The 16,602-nt window shown below is 71.1% G+C and carries 12 protein-coding genes and 1 pseudogene; 6 read left to right on the top strand and 7 right to left on the bottom strand.

Going from position 1 to position 16,602, the window contains the following annotated elements; all coding sequences use genetic code 11:
- Window positions 1-43 precede the first annotated feature (43 nt).
- Window positions 44-2,092 (bottom strand): N-6 DNA methylase, encoded by a 2,049-nt coding sequence (locus tag IE198_RS14465; RefSeq protein ID WP_189886472.1) that lies wholly within the window; start codon window positions 2,090-2,092, stop codon window positions 44-46.
- A 197-nt stretch (window positions 2,093-2,289) separates the two neighbouring features.
- Here IE198_RS14465 and IE198_RS14460 point away from each other — a divergent pair, with 197 nt between their 5' ends.
- A complete protein-coding gene (locus IE198_RS14460) occupies window positions 2,290-3,072 on the top strand; it encodes a DUF4352 domain-containing protein (protein ID WP_189886470.1) in 783 nt (260 codons plus the stop codon).
- Window positions 3,073-3,375: 303 nt separating this feature from the next.
- On the opposite strand, the gene IE198_RS14455 is transcribed toward IE198_RS14460, so the two are convergent.
- The 3 genes from IE198_RS14455 to IE198_RS14445 are packed head-to-tail and all read right to left on the bottom strand — an operon-like array spanning window position 3,376 to window position 5,821.
- Window positions 3,376-4,122: an N-acetyltransferase gene (locus tag IE198_RS14455; protein WP_189886468.1), complete on the bottom strand. Its 747-nt coding sequence runs from the start codon at window positions 4,120-4,122 to the stop codon at window positions 3,376-3,378.
- A gap of 39 nt (window positions 4,123-4,161) precedes the next feature.
- Window positions 4,162-4,932, bottom strand: a complete 771-nt coding sequence (locus IE198_RS14450) for an HNH endonuclease family protein (RefSeq protein WP_189886466.1) — start codon at window positions 4,930-4,932, stop codon at window positions 4,162-4,164.
- 22 nt (window positions 4,933-4,954) lie between these two features.
- Entirely contained in the window at window positions 4,955-5,821 is an 867-nt protein-coding gene (locus IE198_RS14445; RefSeq protein WP_189886464.1) for an SCO6745 family protein, read from the bottom strand.
- A 90-nt stretch (window positions 5,822-5,911) separates the two neighbouring features.
- Here IE198_RS14445 and IE198_RS14440 point away from each other — a divergent pair, with 90 nt between their 5' ends.
- Both IE198_RS14440 and IE198_RS14435 read left to right on the top strand, forming a co-directional pair.
- Window positions 5,912-6,490 carry a TetR/AcrR family transcriptional regulator gene (locus IE198_RS14440; RefSeq protein ID WP_189886462.1) on the top strand — a complete coding sequence of 193 codons (579 nt, stop codon included), beginning with the start codon at window positions 5,912-5,914 and terminating at the stop codon, window positions 6,488-6,490.
- A 7-nt stretch (window positions 6,491-6,497) separates the two neighbouring features.
- Window positions 6,498-6,689: pseudogene (locus tag IE198_RS14435) on the top strand (SGNH/GDSL hydrolase family protein); the annotation flags it as partial.
- A 67-nt stretch (window positions 6,690-6,756) separates the two neighbouring features.
- Here the strand turns inward: IE198_RS14435 and mfd are convergent.
- Window positions 6,757-10,290, bottom strand: a complete 3,534-nt coding sequence (mfd, locus tag IE198_RS14430) for a transcription-repair coupling factor (protein ID WP_189886460.1) — start codon at window positions 10,288-10,290, stop codon at window positions 6,757-6,759.
- A 213-nt stretch (window positions 10,291-10,503) separates the two neighbouring features.
- Between mfd and IE198_RS14425 the strand changes: the two genes are divergently transcribed.
- Both IE198_RS14425 and IE198_RS14420 read left to right on the top strand, forming a co-directional pair.
- Complete coding sequence (locus IE198_RS14425) at window positions 10,504-10,767, top strand: type II toxin-antitoxin system Phd/YefM family antitoxin (RefSeq protein ID WP_189886458.1); 264 nt, start codon at window positions 10,504-10,506, stop codon at window positions 10,765-10,767.
- Window positions 10,764-11,138 (top strand): type II toxin-antitoxin system VapC family toxin, encoded by a 375-nt coding sequence (locus IE198_RS14420; RefSeq protein WP_189886456.1) that lies wholly within the window; start codon window positions 10,764-10,766, stop codon window positions 11,136-11,138. The genes IE198_RS14425 and IE198_RS14420 overlap by 4 nt, the downstream gene beginning before the upstream one ends.
- A 101-nt stretch (window positions 11,139-11,239) precedes the next feature.
- Here IE198_RS14420 and IE198_RS14415 read toward each other — a convergent pair whose 3' ends face one another.
- Window positions 11,240-13,810 carry an ABC transporter permease gene (locus IE198_RS14415; RefSeq protein WP_189886455.1) on the bottom strand — a complete coding sequence of 857 codons (2,571 nt, stop codon included), beginning with the start codon at window positions 13,808-13,810 and terminating at the stop codon, window positions 11,240-11,242.
- Entirely contained in the window at window positions 13,807-14,595 is a 789-nt protein-coding gene (locus IE198_RS14410; protein WP_189886453.1) for an ABC transporter ATP-binding protein, read from the bottom strand. Before IE198_RS14410 ends, IE198_RS14415 begins: the two co-directional genes overlap by 4 nt.
- Window positions 14,596-14,979: 384 nt before the next feature.
- Between IE198_RS14410 and IE198_RS14405 the strand changes: the two genes are divergently transcribed.
- Window positions 14,980-16,509, top strand: a complete 1,530-nt coding sequence (locus IE198_RS14405; RefSeq protein ID WP_189886550.1) for an MFS transporter — start codon at window positions 14,980-14,982, stop codon at window positions 16,507-16,509.
- Window positions 16,510-16,602: the final 93 nt, after the last annotated feature.

Genomic DNA, 16,602 nt, shown 5'->3' with positions numbered 1-16,602 from the left:
CGCGCGGTTCGCTCCGTGCGCTACGGCCCTGCTGCCGAGCCGGTCATTCCGGCAGGACGCTGCCGTCCGTGAGACCGTCGTGCAGCCCCTGCACCAGTTGTTCGCCGAGCCTGCCGGCGAGACGCAGCGCCTCCTCGAACTCGCCCAGCGCGCGGAAGCGCTCGCCGTAGCGCCGCTGGTCGGCGAGCGCCAGCCGGGGCAGCTGGAGGCGGCGGACGTCGAGCCGGGTCGCGGTCGAGGCGTAGCTGCTGGCCTGGCGCTGGTTGGCACTGCCGCGCAGGAAGCCGGCGAGGAACCAGGGGTCGAGCGCGGCCGGGTCGGGGCGCAGCAGTTGGAGGTTGCGGCCGAGCGCGGCACCGGCCAGTTCCTCGTCCGCCACGCGCACGATCGTGCCGGCACCGAGGACCGGGACGACGACGTCGCCCGCCTCGATCAGCACGGGCTCCTCCTCGGGGCCGGCCGGAAGTGTGCCCGAGGGGTTCCGGCCTGCGAGGACGTCCTGCTCGGTGAGGACTGCCACCGGCCCGTCCGCTGGTGCGGCGCCGGTGCCGCCTGCGCGCAGGACGAGGGCGCCGGCGCGGGCGAGTTCACCGACGGTGGTGGAGGGCCAGTGCACGGGGGCGGCGGGCGGGGCGGAGCGTGCCTGCCGGGGAGTGAGCTCGGCGGTCCGGCCGAGCGTCTGCGTCAACCGCTCGCGGACGCGACCCAGTTCGGCGGTGCCCCCACCCGCGGCGGGGAGCGGCAGGTGACGCGCGGGGGCCAGGTCCACGTCGTCGTCGAGGAGTTCGATGACCGGGACGCACCGGCTCACACCTGGGGTCTCCGCCACGGACCCGTGCCGCTCGAAGGGCCGCCAGGCGTCGAGCACCACGGTGCGGATGGCCTGCCAGTCGAGTCTGTCGCGGCCCGCGGCGGCGTGCTCGGTCGTGGCGGCATCGACGACGAGCAGCTCCGGCGACGGGCGTTCGGTGGCGTCGGGCCTGCACAGCACCCACAGATGGAGCGGGATGCCGTACGGGGGCGCGGCGCCGGCGGGGAGGGCGATGACCGCCCGCAGCGCACCGCGGCGCAGCAGCCCGGCCCGGACGCGGCGCCCGGAGCGGCGGGAGGCGGCGGCGGGAGGCATCAGCAGCACGGCGGTGCCACCGGGGCGCAGGCGGGCGAGCGCGTGCTGGACCCAGGCGAGCTCGGACTCGGTGCGGGCGGGGAAGCCGTACTCCCAGCGCGGGTCGTAGGCCAGTTCCTCGTGGCCCCAGTTGCGCTCGTTGAACGGCGGGTGGCACAGGACGGCGTCCACGGCGAGCGCGGGGAACGCGTCCGCGCGCAGGGCGTCGCCGGCCGCTGCCCGTACGTCGGCGTCCGTGTGCAGGGCGAGGCGCAGTGCGGTGAGCGCGGCCAGGTCGCGGTCGCTCTCCTGGGCGTGGAGGGCCGCGGGACGGTCGACGGCGCGCAGCAGGGTGCCGGTCCCGGAGGCGGGGTCGAGCACGGTCCTCGCCGGCCCGGCGAGGGCGGCCATCAGCGCGGCGGGCTCGGCCGGGGTGAGTGTGTACTGGCGCGGGTTGGCATCGAGATGGCGACCCAGCAGGAACTCGAACGCCTGGCGGGCACCGGTCTCCGATGCGAGCGCCGCGGCCCCGCGGATGAGGGGCACGGAGGGCCCGAGCTCGCCCGCGACCGGTGTCCGTACGGCTCGCGGGGCGCCGAAGCGCAGGGTCAGCACCTCCTCGAGCGCGGCGGGCAGCGTCTCGGCGATCCGGGCGTCGGAGACGGCGCTCAGGGCGGGCCAGCCCGAGGGCCGGTGGTGGACGAGGAGGAGCGCACAGCCGGCGTGGACGAGTGCGGTGACGGCTCCGGCCGGGTGGCCGGAGAGTTGTTGCCAGACCCGTTCACGGAGCGGTACCTCTGCCAGCTTTCCCTGGTCGCGCAGCCAGCGCTCGACATCGGTGAGGGCGAAGGACGGGCTGGTCTCCGTCCCGCCGACGGGCTTGGGGAAGTCGGCGTGCCGGCGCCGCCAGTTGCTCACGGCGGCACGGCCCACGCCGGCGAGCCTGGCGATTTCGGCGGCCGTCACCTCTGGTTCGTTCTCCGGCACTCGGCTGTCTCCCCGTCACAGTTCCGCTTGTGCTGTGACCGGCACTGTACTCGGGTTCACACCCAGCGGCGCTTCACAACATGAAATTGAAGAACCAACTACAACGCTGTTGACTCGGTTCACAAGCTCTGCTGTCATTGACCCATGGCAGCACGGGCCACGGCAATCGGGCCCGCCACAACCAATGGGGGGGACCCATGTCGCAGTACACCCAGCCGCAGCCGGGCTTCACGGCGCCGAGCCCGGCGCGCAACGGCCTCGGCACCGCCGCCCTGGTGCTCGGAATCATCGGCATCATCTTCGGAGTGATCCCGTTCCTCTTCTGGATCGGCACGATCCTCGGACTGCTCGCCCTGATCCTCGGCCTCGTCGGCCGGGGTCGCGCCAAGCGCGGAGAGGCCACCAACAAGGGCACGGCGACGGCCGGTACGGTGCTGGGCCTGCTGGCACTGATCGCGAGCGTCGTCATCGGCATCGTCACGGTGATGGCGGTGGACGAAGCGGTCGACGAGATCAACAAGTCGGTCGAGAACACCGCCCCCAAGGACACCACCACGGGCGGCCAGGACGGCGCGGCCAAGGAGAAGGGCAATGCCCTCGCCGCCGACGAGACGTCCGTCTACGACGACGACGTGCGGGTCACCGTTTCCGCGCCCGAGCCGTACACGCCCGGCGAGTTCGCGGTCGGCCACACCAAGGGCAACAAGGCCTACCAGGTCACCATCACCATCGAGAACGCCGGCAAGGAGAAGTACGACGCGAACCTCGTCACCGTCGACGCCCGCGCCGGCAAGGACGGCGTGACCGCCGAGCAGATCTTCGACGACAAGGCGGGCGCCGGCTTCGAGGGCACGATCCTGCCCGGCAAGAAGGCCACGGTCACCTTCGCCTTCGACGCCCCGGCCGACGCGAAGAACCTGACGGTGGAGGTCTCCCCCGGCTTCGACTACGACGCCTCGCACTGGGAGCTGACGGTCTGACCGTCCCGCCCCTGTCAGCCGGGGAGGCCGCCGAAGCAGGCGGCCTCCCCGGCTGACTCGTTCTCCCTCCGCGGACAAGTCCGGTCGGCGCGGCGACGGAAGCGACCGGAACCGGGCCGGCTCCGAAGCGGAGCCGATCCACCGGACCCTTGTCCGGTGGCGGAGCGCATCCGTCCGGCCGAGGTCGACCCGCTGCCGAGGACGGACGTCGTCATCGCCGCCTCCGTCTTCGAGGTCCCGTGCGTCGCCGCCGCGACCCGACCCCGCGAGCGGGCATCCGCCGGGACGGCCCCGCCCCGCACGTCACAACCGGTGCCGCACCCAGACGTTCGGCTCCACGTACACCGCGTAGCCGCGTTCCACCTCGCAGTGCACCGGCACCAGAGCGCCCGGAACCTCGACCTGACCGGTCATGTCGAACGGCAGTCCGGTCCACTTGCGCCACTGGTCCAGCGAACCGGTGACGGTCATCGACGTGTGCGCAACCTTCTCGATGACACCGCCGGCCCGCACATGCACCCGCAGCCACGGGTCGTGCGGCAGGCCGTCCGCCCCGCGGGTGCGGTGGGCGTACTCGTCGATCAGGGTCTGCGGTTCGGCCTTCTTCGCGCTCGGCCGCACCGGAGCAATCACCTGGTCGAAGCCGAGACGGCGGGCGTTGTCCCGCATCGCGGCCAGCATCCGGCCCGATATCCCCTGGCCCTGTCGGTCGGTGGCCACAGTGATCTCGATGGCGCTCACGATGTCCGGCTTCCGACCGTGCCGCAGGTCGGAGAACGCCCACAGCATCACCTGGTCCCAGCCGCCGGCGGGCAGCTCCCGGCGTCCGTCCACGTCCATGGCCAGCGGGACGCTGAACGCCCGTGCCACGACCTTCCCTTCAGGGTCGGTCGCCACCAGCACATACTCGGGCAGCTCGCCGACGATCCGTCCGACGTACGCCCAGCCCACCGGGTCGTTGACGATGAACTCGTCCCAGGTGTCGAGCATCTGCCACATGGGGCCCTGGAGTTCGGGGCGCTCGGCGAGCGTAGTGATCTCAAGTTCCATGGCCGCAGGCTAACCAGCGACACCCGCGGACCCCACCGGTTATCCGCCGCACTGGTCCAGCATGCTCCGTTTGTCGGCGGCCGTCACCGGCAGGTCGTACTTCACGGCGACCTGCGCGAAACGCACGGCATAGGAGCAGCGGATCTCCTTGTTCGGCGGCAGCCACGAGGCGGGGCCGGAGTCGCTCTTCGCGCTGTTCGCCCGGCCTTCCACCGGCAGCAGGTTCAGCGGGTCGTTGGCCAACTGCCGGCGCTTGGCCTCGTCCCAGCGGGCCGCACCCATCTGCCAGCTGTACGACAGCGGTACGACATGGTCTATCTGCACCTCGGCGGCCTGCTGCTTGCGCCACTCGATGGTCGTCCCGGTGTACGGGTCGTGGACGGTCATCTCCACGACGACGCAGTCGGAGCCGGCGCGGAAGGCGAGGCGCTGCCCGTCACGGGCGAGCATGTCGTTGCGTGTGTCGCAGCCGTTGCGCGCCAGAGGTACGCCGTCGGCCGTGTCCATCCAGGCGTAGCCGTACTCGTCCCGGTCGTAACCGGTCCTCGGGCCGCGCCCCTTGGTGGCCACCTTCGCCATCAGCGCACGGGCGGCTGCCTTTTCCTGCTCGGTGGTGAGGGCGGCCAGCCCCGGCTCCGTGCCCCGGGGATTGGCGAGCGGACTCGTGCCGCCGCCGCCCGGAGCGGCGTGCGTCGTGCCCCCGTCGCCCTCGGCGCCGCCCTCGTCGATGCCGGCGGCGTCGCAACCGGTCAGCAGCAGCGCCGCGAGCAGCGCCGCCGTCCCTCCCCCGACCACCCCATGTCTGTTCACGGTCCGTACCGTACTGCCGGACTCAGACCTTGCCGATGCCGAGGGTGTTCTGCGCGGGCAGCAGTCCGGTGCCGAGTATCGCGACCCAGTACGCGCCGAGCAGTTCGGACAGACGCGCCGTGTCCTCGGGACCGAGCGCCGCCCACGGGGCGGCGGCCATCTCGTCCGTACGCCGCTCGACCTCGGCCCGCAGTGCGCGCCCGTCGGCGGTGGCCGTGCCGTCGGCTGCCGACAGACCGCGCGCCACCAGCCTTGCGTGTGCGGCCGTCCACTCCGCCTCGCTCCAGCCGCGGCTCGCGAAGGTCTCGACCGGGGCGGCGCCGATGCCGGCGAAGGAGACGAGCGACTCGACGGGATCGAGGCGGGCCGTCAACAGCGCGGCGAGGTGCCCGTCGCCCCGGTGCTCGCGCAGCCGGGTGGCGGCCTGCCACAGGACGAGGTGCGGCTCGTCGGCCCAGGGAAGGGCGGAGTTGGCCGCCGCGAGCGGACGCCCGGCACAGTCCGCGGCCTCCGCGGCGCGCCGAGCGAGCCCGGCGGCCTCCGCGAGCTCCTTCGACGCGACGGCGTCGCCGAGGACGTCCCGGTAGGTGCGGTCCACGGCGCGCAGCCGGGCGGCGATCACCTCCGCGGGCGATGCCACGCGCCAGGCGTCGGGGACGTAGCGGCGCACCATCGCCGGGCTGAAGCTGTAGAACGCCGAGCCGACCTGTGCCGCTCCGGCCTCTCCGAGGGGTGCGGCACGCCAGGCGAAGTAGCTGGGCCAGCGCTCGTCGGTCCGGTGGCCGAGGGCTGCCGCCTCCTCGAAGGCCTGCGGCGCGTAGTAGAGCACGGCGTGCAGGGGCTCGAGCAGATGCCACATCTGCCGCACGCGTCCGAGTTCGTCGGTCATGACTCCCGCCTCCATGTCATCTAGTCATCGTCTAGATTGCACAGGCGTCGCTGAACTTGTCAATGCCTAGATTGCGGGTAGCCTGGCTCCATGAGCAGCGAGCGCACCTACCACCACGGTGACCTGCGACGGGCCGTCCTCTCCGCGGCCCTCGACGTCATCCGCGCCGAAGGCCCGTCCGCCGTGAGGCTGCGCGACCTCGCCCGCCGCGCGGGCGTCTCGCACGCGGCCCCCGCCCACCACTTCAAGGACCGGACCGGCCTGCTGACGGCCATCGCGGCCGAAGGCTACGAGCTGCTGGCCGACGCCCTGTCCGAGGCCCCGGACCTGCGGGAGCGGGGGGTCGCTTACGTCCGCTTCGCGCTCGGCCACCCGGCGCACTTCCAGGTCATGTTCCAGCCGGAGCTGCACCGCCGCGACGACTCCGGGCTGCTCGCGGCCAAGGAGCGGGCCTCGGCCGAACTCCGCGCGGGGATCACCACCCTTGACACGGTCCCCGAACCGCGCACCGCCGGCATCGCGGCCTGGTCCCTGGCGCACGGTTTCGCGACCCTGCTGCTGACCCACAACCTGGACGAGCCGGTGGGAGACCGGGATCCCGCTGACGCCTTCCGGTCGCTCGCCGACCTGCTCTTCGCACCCGGTGCCGTGCAAGTGCCGGGGAAATAGCGGGAAGGCGTTCAACCACTGGGTCGGTACGTCCGGCGAGTACGACGCCGTGGCCGACTTCGATCGCGCCCCGGCCGACCCGGCCGACCCGGCCGACCCAGACCGCATCCTCCCCGCGTACGACTCGGGCGACCATCTGCACCCGGGTGACGCGGGGTACCGCGCGATGGCCGAAGCCCTGGACCTCGACGCGTTCTGACCACCGTGGTCACCGAGGCCGTCGGCCGTGCCCGGCTCGGCCGACGACCGAAGAAATCACACGCGGCTCACGAACCCAGGATCGTCGTCAGGAACTCGCCCGTCCACGCCAGCAGTTCCCGGCCCACCACGGGCTTGCCGCCGATCTTCCCCGCCGCCGGGCGCGGCACCAGGATCTGGTGGACCCCGGGCTTGATCACCGTACGCGGGTACAGCCGCTTCAGCCGCAGCTCCTGCGACTCGCGCAACTCCACCGGTGCGAAGCGGATGTTCGCCCCCTGGAGCACGATCTCGCCCACACCGCACGCGCGCGCCAGCATTCGCAGACCGGCCACCAGCAGCAGGTTCTCCACGGGCTCCGGCAGCTTGCCGTAGCGGTCGGTGAGCTCCTCGCGGACCGCCTTGATGTCCTCCTCCGTGTTGGCGGAGGCGATCGCCCGGTACGCCTGGAGCCGCAGCCGCTCGCCGGGCGCGTAGTCGTGCGGCACGTGCGCGTCGACCGGGAGCTCGATCTTGACCTCGAGCGGCGGCTCCTCCTCCACACCGCCCTCGAGCGACGCGCGGTAGTCGGCGACCGCCTCGCCGACCATGCGGACGTACAGGTCGAAGCCGACGCCCGCGATGTGGCCCGACTGCTCGCCGCCGAGCAGATTGCCCGCGCCGCGGATCTCCAGGTCCTTCATGGCGACGTACATGCCCGCGCCCATCTCGGTGTGCTGGGCGATGGTCGCAAGACGCTCGTGAGCGGTCTCGGTGAGCGGCTTCTCCGGCGGGTAGAGGAAGTACGCGTAGCCCCGCTCGCGGCCGCGGCCGACGCGGCCGCGCAGCTGGTGCAGCTGCGAGAGGCCGAAGTTGTCGCCGCGCTCCACGATGAGCGTGTTGGCGTTGGAGATGTCGATACCGGACTCGACGATCGTCGTGGAGACCAGCACGTCGAACTTCTTCTCCCAGAAGTCGACGACGACCTGCTCCAGCGCCGACTCCGACATCTGGCCGTGGGCGGTGGCGATACGCGCCTCGGGAATGATCTCCCGGAGCCGGGCCGCCGCCCGGTCGATGGACTCGACGCGGTTGTGAATGTAGAAGACCTGGCCCTCGCGCAGCAGTTCACGCCGGACGGCCGCGCCGATCTGCTTCTCCTCGTACGGGCCGACGAAGGTCAGCACCGGGTGCCGCTCCTCCGGCGGGGTGGTGATCGTGGACATCTCGCGGATGCCGGTCACCGCCATCTCCAGCGTGCGCGGAATGGGGGTCGCGGACATGGTCAGCACGTCGACGTTGGCCCGCAGCTTCTTCAGCTGCTCCTTGTGCTCGACACCGAACCGCTGCTCCTCGTCGACGACGACGAGACCCAGGTCCTTGAACCTGGTCTCCGAGGAGAACAGCCGGTGCGTGCCGATCACGATGTCGACCGAGCCGTCCCGCAGCCCCTCCAGCGTCGCCTTCGCCTCGGCCTCCGACTGGAAACGGGACAACGCGCGCGTGACGACGGGGAACTGCGAGTACCGCTCGGAGAACGTACCGAAGTGCTGCTGGACGAGGAGGGTCGTCGGGACGAGGACGGCGACCTGCTTGCCGTCCTGGACCGCCTTGAAGGCCGCCCTGACCGCGATCTCCGTCTTGCCGTAGCCCACGTCGCCGCAGATCAGACGGTCCATCGGAACCGTCTTCTCCATGTCCTCCTTGACCTCGGCGATCGTGGACAACTGGTCGGGCGTCTCGACGTACGCGAAGGCGTCCTCCAACTCCCGCTGCCACGGGGTGTCCGGCCCGAAGGCATGGCCGGGTGCGGCCATCCGGGCCGAGTAGAGCTTGATCAGGTCCGCGGCGATCTCCTTGACCGCCTTCTTCGCGCGCGCCTTGGTCTTCGTCCAGTCGGCGCCGCCCAGCCGGTGCAGCGTCGGGGCCTCGCCGCCCACGTACTTGGTGACCTGCTCCAGCTGCTCCGTGGGGATGTAGAGCCGGTCGCCGGGCTGGCCGCGCTTGGCCGGGGCGTACTCGACGAGCAGGTACTCCCGGGTCGCGCCCTGGACCGTGCGCTGCACCATCTCGATGTAGCGGCCCACGCCGTGCTGCTCGTGGACGATGTAGTCGCCGGCCTCGAGGGTCAGCGGGTCGATGGTCTTGCGGCGCCGCGTGGGCATCCGCTGGCCGTCCTTGCCCGCCGCCTTCTGGCCGGTCAGGTCGGTCTCCGTGAGGACCACCAGCTTGAGCGCCGGGTCGACGAAGCCGTACTCGACCGAACCGCAGGCGACATGGACGACGGACGGCGTGATGTCGGCCAGGTCGGCGTCCAGCCGGGCCGCGATGCCCTCGCCGCCGAGCACCTCGACCGTCCGGGACGCGGGTCCGTGCGCCTCGGTCACGAAGACGGTGCGCCAGCCGTCGGCCAGCCAGCCCTTGGTGTCGGCCAGCGCCCGGGCGGTGTCGCCGCGGTACGCCTCCGGGGCGTGCATGCCGAGCTTGAGGGTGTCGTCCGCCACGTCGGAGGCGTCGGCGGCGAACGGGGACACGGACCACCACATCATGCCGAGTTCGCGCGCCCGGTCCCGTACGTCGGCGAGGCCCCACAGCGACGCGGCGTCGACGTCGATCGGGGCCTGGCCACCGCCCGCCGTCGCCGCCCAGGACGCCTGGAGGAACTCCTGGCTGGTGGCGACCAGGTCCGCCGCCCGCGTACGCACCCGCTCCGGGTCGCACACCACGGCCATCGCGCCCTCGGGCAGCACGTCCAGCAGTAGTTCCATCTCGTCGACGAGCACCGGCGCCAGCGACTCCATGCCCTCGACCGCGATGCCCTCGGCGATCTTGCCGAGCAGTTCGCCCAGCTCCGGATGGGCCTCCGCGAGCGCGGCGGCCCGCTGCCGCACGTCGTCCGTCAGCAGCAGCTCACGGCACGGCGGCGCCCACAGACCGTGCTCCGCCACCTCCAGGGAGCGCTGGTCGGCCACCTTGAAGTAACGGATCTCCTCGACGTCGTCGCCCCAGAACTCCACCCGAAGGGGGTGCTCCTCGGTCGGCGGGAAGACGTCCAGGATGCCGCCGCGCACCGCGAACTCGCCCCGCTTCTCGACCAGTTCCACCCGCGAGTACGCCGCGGCCGCCAGCCCCTCCACGACCTCTTCGAGGTCGGCCTGCCGTCCGGTGCGCAGCGCAACGGGCTCCAGGTCGCCGAGGCCCTTGACCTGTGGCTGCAGCACGGACCGTACGGGAGCGACGACGACCTGCACGGGGCCCGTGGCCGGGTCGTCGGACGAGGGGTGCGCCAGGCGGCGCAGCACGGCCAGGCGGCGGCCGACGGTGTCGGAGCGGGGCGAGAGCCGCTCGTGCGGCAGCGTCTCCCAGGACGGGTACTCGACGACGCCCTCGCCGGGCAGCAGCGAGCGCAGCGCGGCGGCCAGGTCCTCGGCCTCCCGCCCGGTGGCGGTGACGGCCAGCACGGGTCGGCCCGAGTCACGGGCCAGCGCGGCCACGGCGAAGGGCCGCGCGGCGGGCGGTCCCACCAGGTCGACGTGCATACGGTGGCCGTCCGCGGCCGTCCTGACCGCTTCGGCGAGCGCCGGGTCGGATACGACGGCATCGAGCAGACCGTGCAGGCTCATGAAGGGGTTCCGTCCAGGAGGAGCGAGGGGGGTGGGCAACGCGATGCGCCCGACACGTCGAACGGGCCGGGGGGTCTCCAGCCTACGACGTGCGTATGTCACTCGCTCGACGGATCGACGTCACTCCGGAGAGTGCACGAGCTGGCTCGGATGCCGAGGGGACCGCTAAACTAAGTCCACTCCTTAGTCCATCCCTTCATCGGTGAGGCCGCGATGGAAGCAGCCCGGCAGTACAACGTCCACGAGGCGAAGACCCACTTCTCCAAGATCCTCGAAGCGGTCGCCACCGGCGAAGAGGTGATCATCAGCAAGGCGGGCGCACCTGTGGCCAAGGTGATCCCGCTCGCTTCGAAGGTCCGCAGGACGGCACGGGGATCACTGCCCGAGCCGGTCGTCTTCCACGACGACTTCGACGACATCTCCGACGACGAAGGCTTCGCCGACGCCTTCGGTCTCTCCACGGAGAACGGCCGGTGAAACTGCTCGCAGACACCCACATCGTGGTGTGGTGGTTGCTCGACTCGCCTCAACTGTCCGAAGAGACGAAGGAACTGCTCGACACGGAAGCACTTGCCTATGTCAGCGCCGTGACTCCATGGGAACTCGCCGTCAAGCAGGTTCTGGGAAAGCTGGACGGTCCTGAGGACCTACCGGAACGAGCCCGCGACTGCCAGCTCAAACCGCTCCCCATTACAGGCCTGCACGGCATCCGCGCCGGACAGCTCCCGTTCCACCACCGCGATCCGTTCGACCGGATGCTGATCGCCCAGGCCCAGACGGAGGGCCTGACCCTGGTCACCCGCGACAAGCGCATTCCGATGTACGACGTCCCGGTGCTCCAGGTCTGACACGTTCCCGCAGACGACGGCCCCGGGTGTCCGCCATGGACACCCGGGGCCGTCGCGTGCCCGCCGGCCCCGACCCCCGTACGGGACCGGCAGACCGTCGACTACTCGGTCGCGATCGCGTTCAGCACGTTCATCCGGCCCGCCCGGAACGCCGGAACCAGGGCCGCGAACAGGCCCACGAACGCCGACCCCACGAAGACCGTGATGATCGTCGGCCACGGGATGTCCAGGACACCCAGGCCCTCCAGCGCCAGCAGCTTCTGGGCCGACGTGCCCCAGCCCATGCCCAGACCGAGGCCGAGCAGCGCCCCGAAGAGGGCGATGACCACCGACTCCAGGCGGATCATGCGGCGCAGCTGGCGCCGCGAGAGGCCGATGGCCCGCATCAGACCGATCTCACGGGTCCGCTCGACCACCGAGAGGGCGAGGGTGTTCACCACACCCAGGACCGCGACGATGATCGCGAGCGCCAGCAGGCCGTAGACGATGTTGAGCAGCTGTCCGATCTGGTCCTTCAGGTCCTGCTTGAAGTCGGTCTGGTTCTGCACCTTGTACTGCGGGTACTCGGCGAGCGACTTCTTCAGCGCGGTGTACGCCTCCTTCTCCTGACCGTCGACCGCCTTGGCGAACATGATCATGTTCTCGGGCATCTTCTCGGCCGGGATGTACCGCGCGGCGGTCGTGATGTTCAGGTACATCGCGCCCTTGTCGACGTTGGTGTCGTCGGAGGTGATCGCGGCGACCTTCAGCTCGGCCGGACGGCCGTTCTTGAAGTCGACCTCGATCGTGTCGCCGACCTTCACACCCCGCCGGTCCGCGTAGTCGCTGCCGACGGAGATCGCGTCCTTGCCGTACGCGGCGGACAGCTCACCCGCCACCGTCTCGCGGCGCAGGTCCTGCGCGTACGTCGGGTCGGCGGCGGCCAGCTGGAGGTCCTCCGTCGTACCGTCCGGAGCGGTGATCTTCGCGTCGACGCCCTTGTACTCGGTGACGTGCTCGAGGCCCGGCGTCTTCTTCAGGGCCTGCTGCGCCTGCGGCACGATCGGTCCCATGGTGGCGGACTGCACGATGAAGTCGGCGCCCACCGACTTGTCGAGCTCCTCCGTCGCGGAGGCAACCATCGACGAGCCGACCACCGACAGGCACGCCACCAGGGCGAGGCCGATCATCAGGGCGGCGCCGGTCGCTCCCGTACGGCGCGGGTTGCGCAGCGCGTTGCGCTCCGCCATCCGGCCGACCGGGCCGAACATCCGCAGCACCAGGGCGCTGATCACCCGCACCACACCCCCCGCCAGCAGCGGACCGATCACGACGAAACCGATCAGCGACAGCACCACACCGAGGCCGAGGAACATCGACCCCTCGCTCGCCTTGCCCGCCTGCGTGGCGGCCACCAGGGCCGCCGCACCGGCGGCGGTCAGGACGAGACCGGTGCCGCCGCGGATCCAGCCGGCCTTGGCGTCGGTCGGCATGCCCGAGTCACGCAGGGCCGCCATGGGCGAGACCTTGCCGGCGCGGCGCGCGGGAATGTACGCGGCGAGGGTGGTGACGACGATGCCGAGCACCATGCCGACCACGGGGGTGGTCCACTTCACGGTCAGGTCGTCCGTGGAGAGGTTCATACCGACCGCGGACATCATCCTCATCAGCCCGACGGCCAGCCCGACACCTGCGGCCACACCGGCGATCGAGCCGACCAGCCCGAGCAGCACCGCCTCGATGAGCACGGAGCGGTTGACCTGCTTGCGGCTCGACCCGATGGCGCGCATCAGACCGATCTCCCGGGTGCGCTGCGCGACCAGCATGGAAAAGGTGTTGACGATCAGGAAGATGCCGACGAGGAAGGCGATCCCGGCGAATCCGAGCATCGCGTACTTCATCACGTCGAGGAACGAACCGACCTCCTCGCGCCCGGCGTCCGCCGCCTCCTTCGCTGTCTGCAGCTTGTACGGCTGCTCCAGCGCGGAAGCCAGGTTCTTCTTCAGCGCCTCGTCGCTGACACCGGCGTCGGCGACCACCAGCACCTGGGTGAACAGGCCCTCCTTGCCGAGGAGTTCACGCTGTGCGGTGGCGGTGTCGTAGAAGACGACGGCCGCGCCGGGGTTGGTGACCTTGAAGTCGGCGATGCCGGAGATCTTCGCGGTGAAGTCACCGGTGACGGCGATCGTCCGCAGTTCGTCGCCCATCTTCAGGTTGTGCTTGTCGGCCGTGTCGGCGTCGACCATGACCTCGGTGGGGCCGCGCGGGGCGTGACCCGAGGCGATCTCCATCGACTTGAGTTCGTTCTCGGTCCAGTTGGCCGCGATCGTCGGGGCGCCGGTGGTGGAGCCCATGTTCTTGTTCTCGGAGTTGACGACGGTGACGCTCATGCTGGACACGGCGCCCTCGGCGGACTTCACGCCCTCGACCGAGCCGACCTCGTCGACGAGATCGGCGGGCAGTGTCTCGGGCCGACCGGTCGCCGGTGCCTCCGTGGCCTCGGCGCCCTTGGGGCTGACGGTCACGTCCGCGGCGGAGGTGGCGAAGAGCTTGTCGAAGGTGGTGTTCATGGTGTCGGTGAACACGAGCGTCCCCGACACGAAGGCCACGGACAGCAGCACGGCGACGGCCGAGAGGGCCATACGGCCCTTGTGCGCGAAGAAGTTGCGCAGCGAGGTCCTGAACACGGTCATGACGTCCGCCCACGGGCGTCGAAGTCCTTCATACGGTCGAGGACGGCCTCCGCGGTCGGCCGCAGCATCTCGTCGACGATGCGGCCGTCGGCGAGGTACAGGACGCGGTCCGCGTAGGAGGCGGCGACCGGGTCGTGGGTGACCATCACGATCGTCTGGCCCAGCTCGTCGACCGACCTGCGGAGGAAGCCGAGCACTTCGGCACCCGCCCGCGAGTCCAGGTTTCCGGTCGGCTCGTCACCGAAGATGATCTCCGGGCGGGCGGCGAGGGCACGGGCCACGGCGACGCGCTGCTGCTGGCCGCCGGAGAGCTGGGTCGGCCGGTGCCCCAGCCGCTCCGCGAGACCCACCGTCTCCACGACCCGGTTCAGCCACGCGGCGTCCGGCTTGCGGCCGGCGATGTCCATGGGGAGCGTGATGTTCTCCAGGGCGTTCAGCGTCGGCAGCAGGTTGAAGGCCTGGAAGATGAAGCCGACCCGGTCCCGGCGCAGTTGCGTGAGCTTCTTGTCCTTGAGGCCGGTGATCTCGGTGTCGTCGAGGAAGATCTGGCCCGAGGTGACGGTGTCGAGGCCGGCCAGACAGTGCATCAGTGTCGACTTGCCGGAGCCCGACGGCCCCATGATCGCCGTGAACTGCCCGCGGGCGATGTCCACGTCGACGTGATCGAGCGCGACGACACGGGTCTCACCGGCGCCGTATGCCTTGACGACCTGCCGCCCCCGTGCGGCGACGGCCGTACGCCCTCCGGTTTCCCCGTACGCGGGGGTGGTTACAGCCGTAGTCACGGTAGGTCTCCTTGCTCTGGGAATTCAGTGGTCCGAAGTCAGCGATCGAGGTCGCCGCGTCTCTGTCCCGAGTCTCGCGACGGAAGCGGTCCGGCGCGCTGGTGCGCAGCGCAGTCTTGGCCCGGGGGTTTTCCCCACCCCCGTCCGGTACTGCTCCTGCGCAGCGGCCTCCTGCGGCCGTAAGAACAAGCTAAGGAACGGCACCCGCCTTCTCGTCGTCCGCCGGTACGAACGTCCCCTGGGCAGAAGTAAGGAGGAGCCCCTAGGGGACTCCACCCCCAGGTGGACCTTCCAAGGACGCGACTGCACCCTCCCCCCGCGTGGGGGCCAAGTGAGAAGGTGTCCCCCGGAAATAGATGCATGACGAAAGGACCCGGGGAAGCCATGGGAATCACCGGCCGTACGGAACGCCTGCCCGGCGCCGCAGCGCACCCGGCCGCTCCCCGGGGGCGGGGCCCGGTCGTCGCCGCACTGATGCTGGGCATGGCGCTCGCCGCGCTCGACGGGACCATCGTCTCGACCGCCGTGCCCCAGATCGTCGGCGATCTGGGCGGCTTCGCGGTCTTCTCCTGGCTCTTCTCCGGCTACCTCCTCGCCGTGACCGTCACCCTCCCGGTGTACGGCAAGCTGTCCGACACCTTCGGCCGCAAGCCCGTCCTCGTCGCCGGCATCGTCCTGTTCCTCGTCGGCTCCTTGTTGTGCGCGCTCGCCTGGAACATGGCCGCGCTCATCGCGTTCCGCGTCGTACAGGGCCTCGGCGGCGGGGCGCTCCAAGGCACGGTGCAGACCATCGCCGCCGACCTCTACCCGCTCGCCGAGCGCCCCAAGATCCAGGCCAAACTCTCCACGGTGTGGGCCACCTCGGCCGTCGCGGGGCCCGCCGTCGGCGGGCTGCTCGCCGGATACGCGGACTGGCGCTGGATCTTCCTCATCAACCTGCCCGTCGGCGCGGTCGCGCTCTTCCTGGTCCTGCACTACTTCACGGAACCGGCCCGCCCCGCGCCCACGGCGCGGCCACGCGTCGACTGGGCAGGCGCCCTGTGCGTGTTCGCGGCCGGCACCCTGCTGCTCACCGCCCTCGTCCAGGGCGGCATCGCCTGGCCGTGGCTCTCGCCCCCGTCACTGGCCCTGCTGGGAGGCAGCGCGGTCCTCGTCGCCCTCACCGTCGCCGTCGAACGCCGCGCCGCGGAGCCGATCATCCCCGGCTGGGTCTGGCGCCGACGCACCATCGCGGCGGTCAACCTGGCGCTGGGCGCGCTCGGCCTGCTGATGGTCGCCCCGACCGTCTTCCTCCCCACCTACGCCCAGTCCGTCCTCGGCCTCGGCCCGATCGCCGCGGGCTTCGTCCTCTCGGTGATGACGCTGAGCTGGCCGGTCAGTGCCGCCCTGTCCGACCGCGTCTACAACCGCATCGGCTTCCGCCGGTGCGCGATGCTCGGAATCGGCCTCGCGATGCTGATCCTGCTCGCCTTCCCGCTACTGCCGTTCCCCGGCGAACCGTGGCAGCCCGCCCTGATCATGCTGCTGCTCGGCGCGGCACTCGGCCTCTTCCAACTTCCCCTGATCGTCGGTGTCCAGTCCACCGTCGGCTGGTCGGAGCGCGGCACCACCACCGCGTCCGTCCTGTTCTGCCGCCAGGTCGGCCAGTCCTTGGGCGCGGCCCTCTTCGGCGCGATCGCCAACGCCGTCCTCCTCGCCCGTCTCGGCGGGGGAAGCCTCGACTCGGTCTCCCACGCCCTGGAGAACCCGGCCACGCTGACCGCCTCCGCCACCGACGGCCTCCGCCGCGCGGTGGACTCGGCCGTCGACCACGTCTACGTCGGCGCGGCGGCCGCGGCGGGGCTGGCGCTGCTGGTGCTGGTCCTCGTGGCGCCGAGGCGCTTTCCGGTCATCCAGGACAAGGGTGATGTTTGACCCGGGGTTACCGGCGGTCCGTTCGCGCCCGCACAGGATCGTCACCGAACTGACATACCCATCGGTCGGGAAGGCCTTACATCATCGCTCTAC

It is taken from the genome of Streptomyces xantholiticus, from assembly GCF_014651015.1.
GTDB lineage: Bacteria > Actinomycetota > Actinomycetes > Streptomycetales > Streptomycetaceae > Streptomyces > Streptomyces xantholiticus.
This window is presented reverse-complemented; position numbering and strand designations above follow the sequence as displayed.

Bases quoted from the DNA above. Each gene is read 5' to 3' on its own strand.
- IE198_RS14440 (WP_189886462.1), top strand. From the start codon at position 5,912: ATGAGCAGCGAGCGCACCTACCACCACGGTGACCTGCGACGGGCCGTC.
- IE198_RS14425 (WP_189886458.1), top strand. From the start codon at position 10,504: ATGGAAGCAGCCCGGCAGTACAACGTCCACGAGGCGAAGACCCACTTC.
- IE198_RS14460 (WP_189886470.1), top strand. From the start codon at position 2,290: ATGTCGCAGTACACCCAGCCGCAGCCGGGCTTCACGGCGCCGAGCCCG.
- IE198_RS14445 (WP_189886464.1), bottom strand. From the start codon at position 5,821: ATGACCGACGAACTCGGACGCGTGCGGCAGATGTGGCATCTGCTCGAG.
- IE198_RS14455 (WP_189886468.1), bottom strand. From the start codon at position 4,122: ATGGAACTTGAGATCACTACGCTCGCCGAGCGCCCCGAACTCCAGGGC.
- IE198_RS14405 (WP_189886550.1), top strand. From the start codon at position 14,980: ATGGGAATCACCGGCCGTACGGAACGCCTGCCCGGCGCCGCAGCGCAC.
- mfd (WP_189886460.1), bottom strand. From the start codon at position 10,290: ATGAGCCTGCACGGTCTGCTCGATGCCGTCGTATCCGACCCGGCGCTC.
- IE198_RS14415 (WP_189886455.1), bottom strand. From the start codon at position 13,810: ATGACCGTGTTCAGGACCTCGCTGCGCAACTTCTTCGCGCACAAGGGC.